Source organism: Myxococcus sp. AM009, from assembly GCF_013372605.1.
GTDB lineage: Bacteria > Myxococcota > Myxococcia > Myxococcales > Myxococcaceae > Myxococcus > Myxococcus vastator.
Genome location: NZ_JABXEP010000221.1, coordinates 1 through 9,184, shown reverse-complemented (window position 1 = coordinate 9,184; position 9,184 = coordinate 1). Strand labels below are relative to the sequence as shown.

10 protein-coding genes are annotated in these 9,184 nt (G+C 68.7%); 7 read left to right on the top strand and 3 right to left on the bottom strand.

The window, feature by feature from the left end; translation table 11 throughout:
• Nucleotides 1–877 (top strand): peptidylprolyl isomerase (locus HV824_RS37770; RefSeq protein ID WP_255208526.1); only part of this gene is annotated, 877 nt, incomplete at its 5' end.
• 9 nt (nt 878–886) lie between these two features.
• Here HV824_RS37770 and HV824_RS32895 read toward each other — a convergent pair.
• Nucleotides 887–2,002, bottom strand: coding sequence for an HD domain-containing phosphohydrolase (locus HV824_RS32895; protein WP_176425021.1), 1,116 nt, complete (start codon nt 2,000–2,002; stop codon nt 887–889).
• A 237-nt stretch (nt 2,003–2,239) separates the two neighbouring features.
• On the opposite strand from HV824_RS32895, the gene HV824_RS32890 reads away from it, so the two are divergent.
• From HV824_RS32890 to HV824_RS32875, 4 genes are all read left to right on the top strand, one after another.
• Nucleotides 2,240–3,241 carry a dihydrodipicolinate reductase gene (locus HV824_RS32890; protein ID WP_176421382.1) on the top strand — a complete coding sequence of 334 codons (1,002 nt, stop codon included), beginning with the start codon at nt 2,240–2,242 and terminating at the stop codon, nt 3,239–3,241.
• Nucleotides 3,242–3,255: 14 nt separating this feature from the next.
• Complete coding sequence (locus tag HV824_RS32885) at nt 3,256–3,705, top strand: MaoC family dehydratase N-terminal domain-containing protein (protein WP_002636736.1); 450 nt, start codon at nt 3,256–3,258, stop codon at nt 3,703–3,705.
• Entirely contained in the window at nt 3,705–4,370 is a 666-nt protein-coding gene (locus HV824_RS32880; RefSeq protein ID WP_176425020.1) for a MaoC family dehydratase, read from the top strand. Before HV824_RS32885 ends, HV824_RS32880 begins: the two co-directional genes overlap by 1 nt.
• Nucleotides 4,371–4,538: 168 nt before the next feature.
• Complete coding sequence (locus tag HV824_RS32875; RefSeq protein ID WP_176421384.1) at nt 4,539–6,383, top strand: acyl-CoA dehydrogenase; 1,845 nt, start codon at nt 4,539–4,541, stop codon at nt 6,381–6,383.
• 97 nt (nt 6,384–6,480) lie between these two features.
• Here HV824_RS32875 and HV824_RS32870 read toward each other — a convergent pair whose 3' ends face one another.
• Together HV824_RS32870 and HV824_RS32865 are read right to left on the bottom strand one after the other, a co-directional pair.
• Nucleotides 6,481–6,933, bottom strand: coding sequence for a biopolymer transporter ExbD (locus HV824_RS32870; RefSeq protein ID WP_176421385.1), 453 nt, complete (start codon nt 6,931–6,933; stop codon nt 6,481–6,483).
• Between the two features lie 18 nt (nt 6,934–6,951).
• Nucleotides 6,952–7,674: a MotA/TolQ/ExbB proton channel family protein gene (locus tag HV824_RS32865; protein ID WP_176421386.1), complete on the bottom strand. Its 723-nt coding sequence runs from the start codon at nt 7,672–7,674 to the stop codon at nt 6,952–6,954.
• Nucleotides 7,675–7,717: 43 nt separating this feature from the next.
• Here HV824_RS32865 and HV824_RS32860 point away from each other — a divergent pair, with 43 nt between their 5' ends.
• The gene (locus HV824_RS32860; RefSeq protein WP_176421387.1) at nt 7,718–8,554 is read left to right on the top strand and encodes a DUF4292 domain-containing protein; all 837 of its coding nucleotides are present in this window, start codon (nt 7,718–7,720) and stop codon (nt 8,552–8,554) included.
• A gap of 61 nt (nt 8,555–8,615) precedes the next feature.
• Nucleotides 8,616–9,184, top strand: a 569-nt coding sequence (locus HV824_RS32855) for a general secretion pathway protein GspE (RefSeq protein WP_176425019.1), incomplete at its 3' end; no start/stop codon positions are given.

Genomic DNA, 9,184 nt, shown 5'->3' with positions numbered 1-9,184 from the left:
GGGTGGGGCGGGCTTCGCGGTGAAGTACCTGCGCCACCCGGAGGCGCGCGTGCGGCTGACGGCGCTGGAGGCCGTGTCCGCGCGGCCCGTGCCCGAGGCGGCGGCGCCGGTGCGCGAGCTCATCGAAGGCGAGGACGAAGTGGTGGCGGGCGCGGCGGCGGCCACCGCGGGCGTGCTGGAGGACGAGGCCGCGTTGCCTGCCGTGGAGGCGCTGGCGGCGCGTGTGCCCCAGACGCCGGGCGACCTGGCCGAGCCGGTGGCGGGCGCGCTGGTGGCGCTGCGGAGCCCGGCCGCCGAGTCCCGGCTGCGTGAGTGGCTGATGCACCCGCACGCCAACGTGCGGCGCGTGGCGGCGCAGGCGCTCACGCGGCTGACGGGGCAGCGGGTGCGCTCGGCGCGCGTGGAGCTGCCCGCGAACACCTTCCGGCCCGTGGCCGCCCCGGCGCGCGCGGGGCTCGTGCTGCGCACCGACAAGGGGGACATCACCGTGCGGCTGGACGTGGACGAGGCGCCCCTCACGTCGGGCAACCTCCACGCGCTGGCGCGCAAGGGCTTCTTCAACGGCGTCACCTTCCACCGCGTGGTGCCGGACTTCGTCGCGCAGGGCGGAGACCCGCGCGGGGACGGTGAGGGCGGGCCGGGCTACTCCATCCGCTGCGAGATGACGCGCCGGCCCTACGGCCGGGGCACCCTGGGCATGGCGCTGGCCGGGAAGGACACCGGCGGCAGCCAGTTCTTCTTCACCCACGCCCCGCAGCCGCACCTGGATGGCCGCTACACGGCTTTTGGTGAGGTGATGTCCGGCATGAACGTGGTGGACACCCTCTTGGAGGGGGACGTCATCCGCGAGGTGCGCGCGGTGGAGCTGGCGCCCTGAGGTGTTGACTCACGCGCCGCTGGCCCGGGCCAGCGGCGCGGGCGGACCGAGCGGGTCGCTGTTCCAGCGCGCGTGCTCCGCCGCTTCCAAGGCCTCGACTTCCTGGCGGATGCGCTGCCACTCCGTCTCCGGAATGTGGAGGAAGGCCTCCGCCAGCGCCGGGTCGAACTGGGTGCCCGCGCAGCGGCGGATCTCCTCCCGCGCGACGCTCATGGGCCGGCCCTTGCGGTAGGGGCGGTCGGACGTAATGGCGTCCACCGTGTCCGCGAGGCAGAAGATGCGCGCGCCCAGGACGATGTCCTCTCCCGCCAGGTTCTGCGGGTAGCCCTTGCCGTCCCACCGCTCCTGGTGCTGGAGCACGATGAGCGCCGCTTCGTGCAGGTAGGGCATCTTCGCCAGCATCCGGTAGCCGAACTCCGGGTGCTTGCGCATCTCCACCCATTCATCCGGCGTCAGCGGACCGGGCTTGAGCAGGATGGAGTCGCGCACGCCAATCTTCCCGATGTCGTGCAGCAGCGCGCCTTGCTCCACCACGTCCAGCGCTCCGCCCGTCATCCCCACTTCCTGGGCCAGCCGGCGCGAGTAGAGCGACACGCGGCGCGAGTGCCACTGCGTCTCCGTGTCGCGGTAGTCCAAGGCGCTGATGAGCCCGTCGAGCAGCCCCGCGGTGCGCTCCACCACCCGCCGCTCCAGGTCCCGGTTGATGGCCACCAGCTCCTCGTTCTTCTCCGCGACCTCGCGCGACAGCCGCTCGTTGGTGTCCACCAGCCGGTAGTGGTCGAAGGCCTGCCGGACGCTGCTCGTCAAGTCACTGAGCGACCAGGGCTTGCCCAGCAGCCGGAAGACCTCGCCGCGGTTGACCGCCTCGGACGCGGTGCGGAAGTCCGCCGCCGCCGTCAGCATCAGCCGCACCGCCTTGGGGTTCTTCTCCCGAAGGGCGCCGAGCAATTCGATGCCGTTGAGGTACGGCATCATGAAGTCCGTCAGGACGACCTGGAAGCCGACCTCCCGGGCGGCCACGGCCGGGTCGCTGTGCGTGACGACGTCGTACCCCTCTGCCTGGAGGATGCGTGACAGGGCGGCCAGGATGAGGACGTCGTCGTCCACGACGAGGATGCGATCCATGCCCAAGGTGCCTCCAGGACAGCGTGCTTGTACAGCTTTATACACGCCGCTACGGGCCCCCAAAAGACCCCCCAGGCAGGTGATGAGCTCCTAAGTCATGGAAATCCTTGGAGGTTCTTCCATCCAGGAAGAGAGGTAGAACCACGTCACGCTTGCCTGCCCGCCAAGGTGTGATTTATGGTGCGCTGCAACGCTGGACTGTATCGCTAACCCCTTGGAATCGTGGAGCAATCTCCGATGGCAAAAGCCCCGGAAGGGCCCGTGCCGGTGGTGGTGATGGGGCTGGGGTTCATCGGTCAGGAAGTTGCCCGGGCTGCGATGTCTTCACCTGAGGTGGAGCTCATCGGGGCCGTGGACGTGCAATCCGGCCTGGTGGGTCGCCCCTTGGGTGATGTCCTGGGAGGTCCCGCCCCTCGCGTGAAGGTCTCCGAGTCGCTGGCGCAGGCCGTGGGCAAGCGCAAGGGCGTGGTGGTGCTGCATGCCACCGGCTCGCGGCTGCCCAAGGTGTTCGACCAGGTGATGGAGGCGGTGAAGCTGGGGCTGCCGGTGGCCAGCACCTGTGAGGAGCTGGCCTTCCCGCATCTGAAGTACCCGGAGCTGGCGGACGAACTGGACCAGGCGGCGCAGGAGGCGGGCGTCGCGGTGGTGGGCACCGGCGTCAATCCGGGCTTCGTGCTGGATCGTCTGGTGGCGGTCGCTGGACAGGTCTGCGGTCCGGTTCGTCGTGCCACCGTCACTCGCGTGGTGGATGCGCGGACCCGGCGCGAGGCCTTGCAGCGGAAGGTGGGCGCGGGGCTGACGGAGGAAGAGTTCTTCGAGCTGGTGGACAGTGAGCAACTGGGCCATGTCGGCCTTGTTGAGTCCGCGGCGCTCGCGGCCCTCGGCCTGGGGCTGGATTGCGACGACTTCGAAGAAGAAGTAGCCCCCGTGTTCGCCGAGGAGGACATCTCCGGCGGCGCGTTTCCCGTCAGGAAGGGAAGAGTGGCTGGCATGTTCCAGTCCGTGGTCGGGTTGGAGGATGGACAGGAGCGGGTGCGGCTGGAGCTGACCATCGCGGTGGGGGCGGATGACCCCAAGGACCGTATCGAAATCGACGCTGACCCGAAGCTGGTGTTGGAAATCCCGGGGGGAGTGGCGGGCGACCGGGCCACCGCGAATGCGCTGGTGAATGCCGCGCCACGCTTGACGGCCGCTGAAGCAGGGCTCCTCACGGTGCTCGAGCTTCCGGCCGGACGCTAGAGTCAGGAGAGGAAATGCTGGACAAGAACGCGATCGGCCGCGCCTCGCCGCCGACGCTGAACGAGGTCGAAAAGGGCGCCATCCGTCGTTTCGCGGAGGCCATCGGGGACTACAACCCCATCTACTATGATGAGGAGTACGCCCGGGCATCGGGGTACCCCACCATCATCGCGCCCCCCACGTTCCCCGCGTCCTTCCACTCGGCGGCGGACCTGCGGGAGCTGTTGGGCGTGGGCATCAAGAGCCTGCTCCACGCGGAGCAGGGCTTCGACTACGAGCGGCCCATCTTCGCGGGGGACCGCATCTACGTCTCCACGCGCGTCTCCGATGTCTTCGAACGTCCAGGCATGTCCGGGAAGATGGACATCGCGGTCATCGAGGACGAAGGCCGTGACGAGGAAGGCAACCTCGTGTTCCGCGCCCGCCGGACGCTGGTGGTCCGCGCCGCCAAGGAGACCCCGTGATGCCCGCGCGCAAGTTGTACTTCGAAGCCCTCCGCGTCGGGGACGAGCTGCCCGCGCTGGCCAAGGCGCCCGTCGACCGCGTCCAGCTGTCGCGCTACGCCGGCGCGTCCGGGGACTACAACCCGGTCCACGTGGACGAGATCTACGCCAAGAGCGTGGGCATGCCGAGCGTCTACGCGCCCGGAATGCTCGTCATGGGCATGCTCGGCCAGCTCATCAGCGACTGGGCCCGGGGCGGGCAGATGCGGCGCTACAATGTGCGCTTCATCAAGATGGTGTGGCCGGGTGACACCGTCGTGTGCAAGGGCCGCGTGAGCGACCGGCACGGCTCCGGTGGCCGCTACTTCGTCGAGGTCGACCTCTGGGCGGAGAACCAGAAGGGCGAACTGGTGATGAAGGGCTCCTCGCAGATCCAGCTCTTCTACTCGCTGGAGGACGAGAACCGGCAGCGCTCCGGCCAGTCCCCCATCGTGGTGGAAGTGCCTCGGGAGAGCCTGAGCAACGCCAACGCGCCCGCGTCCGCCACCAGCGCCGCCGCCCCCAGCGAGGAGGGCGACGAGGCGAGCGAGCGCCGTGAGGGAGTCACGTCGAAGAAGACGGTTCCTCGGGAAAAACCGGCGGCAAAGACCGCCACGCTTCCCTCGGCCCGGCAGGCGAAGAAGTAGGCGGACGCACCGCGTCTCAAGGGGCGGTTGTGACCGCCCCTCAACGCGAGGTGTCATTCGGGGTTGACTCAAAAATCAGTCGCCGCCACACTTCCTGCGTCTCCACGCGCCGCTGACCCCATCCTTTTTCACCAGGGGCGGGCAGCGAGCCGTCACGCAGGAGTGGCCATGTCCGCCGGGATCAACACCTACAAGACCGACCTTCGAGAGATCTTCTTCACGCTGTTCGAGCAGTTCGGCTTCGGCCAGGTGGCCGGCCAGGCGCCGTTCGATGCCTGGGGTCCGGACGAAGCGAAGGCGGTGCTGACGGAGACGTACCGCTTCGCGCGCGAGGTGCTCGGGCCCCTCAACTCGGTGGGCGACCGGGAGGGTTGCCGGGTGGAGAACGGCGCCGTCTTCACGCCGACGGGCTTCAAGGACGCGTGGAAGAAGCTCTACGAGCAGGGCTTCAAGACGGTGGGCGTGAGCCCGGAGCACGGCGGCCAGGGCTCGCCGATGATGCTCCAGGTGACGGTGGAGGAGCTGCTGTCGGGCGCCAACTCGGCGTTCAACATGTACCCGGGCCTGGCCTTCGGCGCGGCGGAAGTGGTCGCGGAGTGTGGCACGCCCGCGCAGCAGAAGCAGTTCGTGGAGCGCATGCTCAACGGCACGTGGGGCGGCACCATGTGCCTCACCGAGCCGCACGCCGGCTCCGACGTGGGCGCGGCCAAGTCAACGGCCCGCCGCAACGGCGACGGCACCTACAACATCCGCGGGACGAAGATCTTCATCTCCGGCGGCGACCACGACATGGCGGAGAACATCATCCACCTCGTGCTCGCGCGCATTGACGGCGCGTCGCCGGGCACCAAGGGCCTGTCGCTGTTCATCGTCCCCAAGCTGCGCATCAACGCGGACGGCAGCTCGGGTCAGCCCAACGACGTGGGCGTGGGCTCCATCGAGCACAAGATGGGCATCAACGGCTCGGCCACCTGTGTCATCAACTTCGGTGAGAACGACAACTGTGTCGGCGAGCTCGTGGGCACCGTCGAGCACGTCGGCATGAGCCAGATGTTCAAGATGATGAACGGCGCGCGCATCGCCGTGGGCATCCAGGGCATCGGCCTGGCGTCCGCCGCGTACTACAACGCGCTGGACTACGCGAAGGACCGCAAGCAGGGCTCCCACTTCACCAAGTGGAAGGACCCCACCGCGCCCCGCGCCGCCATCATCGAGCACCCGGACGTCCGCCGCATGCTGCTGGACATCAAGGCGCACGTGGAGGGCATCCGTTCGCTCATCATCAAGCTGGCCATGCACCTCGACAAGGCGCGCCAGCTGGCCGGCAAGGACGACGACGCGGCCACCTACCACAAGGGCCAGGTGGAGCTGCTCACCCCGCTGGTGAAGGCCTACAGCTCCGAGCAGGCGTTCCGCCTGTGCGCGCAGGCCATCCAGATCTACGGCGGCGCCGGCTACATCCAGGACTACCCGGTGGAGCAGTACACCCGCGACTCGAAGATCTTCTCCATCTACGAGGGCACCACCCACATCCAGGCCATGGACCTGGTGGGCCGGAAGATGGGCCAGGCGGGCGGCATGCACTTCCAGCAGTTCATGGGCGACGTGGGCTCCTTCATTGAGGCCCACCGCGAGCACGCCGTCTACGGCGAGGCCGTGAAGTCCCTGGCCGCGGCGCAGGAGGCCCTGATGGCCAGCGCCATGGTGGTGTTCGGCTGGTCGCAGGACGGCAGCAAGTTCCCGCTGATTCCGCTGTCCGCCAACCGCTTCCTCGACATGATGTCCGAGGTCGCCGTGGGCTGGCTGCTGCTGGACGCGGCCCTCATCGCGGAGAAGGCGAAGGCCTCCGTCTCCGCCGACCACCCGGACCACGCCTTCTACGAGGGCAAGAAGTACAGCGCCCTCTGGTACGCGCGGAACGTGCTGCCCAACGTGGAGCAGGCGGCGAAGATGCTCACCATCGAGGACACCTCGCCCATGGACATCTCGGACGCCGCCTTCGCGTCCGTGTGAGTCGCGCGCCCCGCTGAAAAGGCGGGGCGCCTGAAGCACCCAGGCCACCCGGGCTCGCTGCCCTGGGTGGCTTTGGTGTTTCCAGCGGGGGATCCGCCTATTCGCCTTCGCGCACGCCGATGGCGAGCTGCGCGAGCCCGGCCTTCTTGGCCAGCTCCATCACCAGCACCACGGTGCCGTGGGGCACGCCCTCGTCGGCCTGGACGATGACCACCGTCTCCTCGTCCTTCTGCCTCGCGTCATCGAAGGCCTGCCGCAGCTCGTCCTGGGAGACGACGTTGCCGGCCAGCATGAAGCGCCCATCCGCGAGCACCGCCACGGACAGGTCCGTCGTCCTCGCGGTGACGTCCGCGGCGCCGCCCTTGGGCAGGTTCACCTTGAGGCCGGCCTTGGCGCCGCCGCCCGGCCCCTGTTGCACGATGACGGAGCTGGTCACCATGAAGATGATGAGCAGCACCAGGAAGATGTCGGTGAGTGGGGTGATGTTGATTTCCGCGAAGACGCCGTCCTCGGAGCCGTCATCGCTGCCCGGAGTCTTTCCCATGCCCATGGTGCGTTCTCCTCCGGCCTAGGCGGGCTGTGCGTCCGTGCGCGTGGCGGCGGGGGCCTGCGGTTCGGGGGGCATGGGCTCGGCCGGCGGCAGGCCGGCGGCCCGCTCCTTGAGCAGCTCGACGAACTCGTCGCCAATCAGGCGCAGCTCCACCAGCACACGGGACAGGCGGGCCTGGAAGTAGTTGTAGAAGACCATCGCCTGCACGGCGACCAGGATGCCCACCGCGGTGGCGACCAGGGCCTCGGAGATACCCGTCATCACCGCCGCGCTGCCGCCCGTGCCGCCGGCCTCCACGTCCAGGCCCAGGTCCTTGAAGGAGCGCATGATGCCGGCCACGGTGCCGAAGAGGCCCACGAAGGGCGTAATCGAGCCGATGGTGGCCAGGATCCACAGGTAGCGGCGCAGCTTGAGGGCCACCTGGGCGCGCTCGCGCTCCACCGCGGCCTCGATTCCGGCGCCCCCGGCGGTGCGGCTGCGCTCCATCCGGTCGAACCCGGCCAGGAAGATGTCGGCGGCCACCGCGTCGGAGCGCTCGGCGGCGGTGCGGGCCGCGAGGACGTCCCCGCGCAGCAGGTGTTTGTTCACTGTCTCACCCAAGGCGCGTGAACGTTCGCCCACGCCCCAGAGCGCGATGATGCGCTCGACGGCGACAATCAGCGCCGCGACCGAGGCGAAGATGAGCAGGGCGAGGGTGACGCCACCCAGGCGGAGGTAATGGAGGATGTCGTTCAGGCTCATTGGTGGGTGACCGGGCAGGGCGGCATGGCCCAGACTAGGACATATGAACCGCGCAGCCGCCGCAATCTTCCTGGTAGTGCTCTGTTCTGGCTGTCCCAAGCGAATCGAGTTCGGCCCCGAGGGAGAGCTCACGGATGCGGACGCCGTCTATCAGCGCGTCGTGAAGAACCAGGAGAACGTCGTCACACTGGAGGGCGACGCGAAGCTGCGCGCCGAGCTGCCAGACCAGAGCGGCACGCTGAGCATGTTCGTCGCCGTCACCCGGCCGGCCATGCTGCACCTGGAGACGTTCGACTTCTTCAACAGGCCGCTCGCCTCCCTGGTGTCCGACGGACAGCGCTTCGGGCTGTATCAGGCGGATACCAATACTTGGTACCAGGGCCCCGCCAGCCCCGCCAACGTGTCCCGCTTCCTGCCCGTGATGCTGCCGGGCGAGGAGCTGGTGCCCATCCTGCTCGGGCAGGTGCCGCTCATCCCTCCGGAGCGGATGACGCTGGCGCTGGACCGCGACAAGGGCGTCTACGTGCTGACGCTCCACCAGGGTCAGGCGACGCAGGTTCTCCATGTTCACACCAGGTACCTGCGCATCATGAAGAGCCAGGTGCGGGGCATCCCGGGGTATGACCTGGGCTTCGAGGACTTCCTGGAGCAGGGCGGGCTCATCTTCCCGGGCCGGGTGTCACTGGAGGCGAAGCAGGCGAAGACGAAGCTCCAGGTCCGCTACCAGCAGATCAAACTCAACGCGCGGCCGGACCTCACACTCTACGAGTTGGTTCCCCCCGAGGGGGCCCGGGTGGTGGAGGTGGATGCCGCCGGCCGGGAGCTGCCCGCCGGGGCGCCCGCCTCCGGGTCGTCCGCGCCCCTGGCACCAGGTTCCTGACCGGGCAGGCGCGGAAGAAGGGGCGCACGCTGCCGAGACAGTCTAGAGTGCGTGCCACGACATGGCACAGATCAAGCTTGGTGAATTGCTGATCAAGGCGAACGTGCTTCAGGAGAGCCAGCTGAAGTCCGCGCTCGCCGAGCAGGCGAAGTGGGGCGGCAAGCTGGGCGAAATCCTGGTCAGGATGAGCCTCGTCTCCGAGGACATCCTGGTGCGCGCCCTGTCCAAGCAACTGGGAATGCCGGCGGTGAACCTGGACGCGGTGCAGATGGTGCAGCCGCACGTGAAGGCGAAGATTCCCGCCCAGACGGCGCGGGACTTCTCCGTGCTGCCGCTGCAGCTGCGGGATGACGGCAAGTCGCTGGTGGTTGCGATGGCCGATCCGCTCAACATGCGCATGCTGGACGAGCTTCGCGCCGTCACCAAGTGCCGCATCATCCCCAACGTGGCGGGCCGGACCTCCATTGCCCGGGCCTTCGCGCGCATCTACGAGCAGAACCACGAGCTGGAGGACGCGGACACCAACTTCAAGGTGGTGGACGCCCAGGGCCGCACGGTGGTCAAGAGCCTCAAGGACCTGGAAGCCGCGGCCGTGGCACCCGCGCCGCGCGCCGCTCCGGCCCCGGCCCG